This window comes from Streptomyces sp. NPDC005070 (assembly GCF_053600395.1).
Map to the genome: position 1 here is coordinate 1 of NZ_JBSFZS010000586.1, position 1,075 is coordinate 1,075.

Consider the following 1,075-nt stretch of genomic DNA (forward strand, 5'->3'; position numbering starts at 1 on the left):
AGAACATGGGCAGTCTGGCGGCCTTGCACACATACCGTTCGGCGGCGAGCTTGTTGATGGGTCCTCCCTTCCGCCACCGTGCCATCGCGAACGAGAACACCCCGAAGAGGACGAGACCGGCGGCCACGCAGGCCAGCAGCCACGGGCCCATCGGCGCCGCCGCGAAGGACCGCAGCGTGCCGTCCATTCCCTTGGCCTCATCGGGCCGGTACTCCACGGCGGCCCGGACCGCGAAGACTCCCGCCGCCGCGAACACCACGCCCCGCGCGGCCCCGCCACCCACACCCGCCGTGTCGACGGCCCTGCGGACCCGCCGTGACATCTCACCGAGCTTGAGATGCTTGTGGTACTTGCGCAGCACGGCCCGTACGGCGATCCAGCCACCCGCGACGACCAGACCCACGCCCGCGGCGCCGACGATCCACTGACCGCCGGGCATGCCCAGCGCCTTGGCCGTGACGTCCCGGGACTGCCGGTCGCCCGAACCGCTGCCGCGCGAGCCGGCCGCGAAGGCCAGCACCGAGTACGCGACGAACCCGTAGAACACACACCGCGCGGCGGACATCAGACGCTTGCCCGCCTCGCCGCCGTCCTGTCCGGCGGCGCCGAACAGCGCCTCGGAAAGGCGCCACAACGCCATGCCGACGAGCCCCGCGCCGAGAGCCCACAGCAGCGCCGCGCCGAACGGCTTGGCGGCGATCTCCTGCAGCGCACCACTCCGGTCGGCCTGCCGCCCGCCGCTGTCGCCGAAGGCGTGGCGCAGGGCCAGCAGGCCGACCAGGACATAGATCACCCCCCGGGCGACCAGCCCCGCGCGAGCGGCTCCCTCGCGTGCGGAACCGGTCGCCGCGCGACGGGCGCCGATCTCTCCCTCGCGGGCCACCGACCCGGCGTTCACACGGGCCGCGTCTCGTGCGCCGTACTCGATTCCAGCCGCAGTTTCATCTGAACCTCCTGGTCACCGGCCTCCGTGCCCAGTTCGTGCACGGTGAAGGCGGCACCGAGAACCTCCCGCAGACGCTGTGTCGCGCGGGGGCCACCCTGTGCCTCCACGACCGGCTGCCCCGAAAGTTCC

General features: G+C 72.7%; 1 protein-coding gene and 1 pseudogene. Both read right to left on the reverse strand.

Features of this window, described 5'->3' with window-relative positions:
* The coding region (locus ACWEBX_RS41360) for a DUF1206 domain-containing protein (RefSeq protein WP_451889810.1) at positions 1-898 on the reverse strand (898 nt) is incomplete at its 3' end.
* Positions 895-1,075: pseudogene (locus tag ACWEBX_RS41365) on the reverse strand (hypothetical protein); the annotation flags it as partial. The gene ACWEBX_RS41360 and the pseudogene ACWEBX_RS41365, both read right to left, overlap by 4 nt.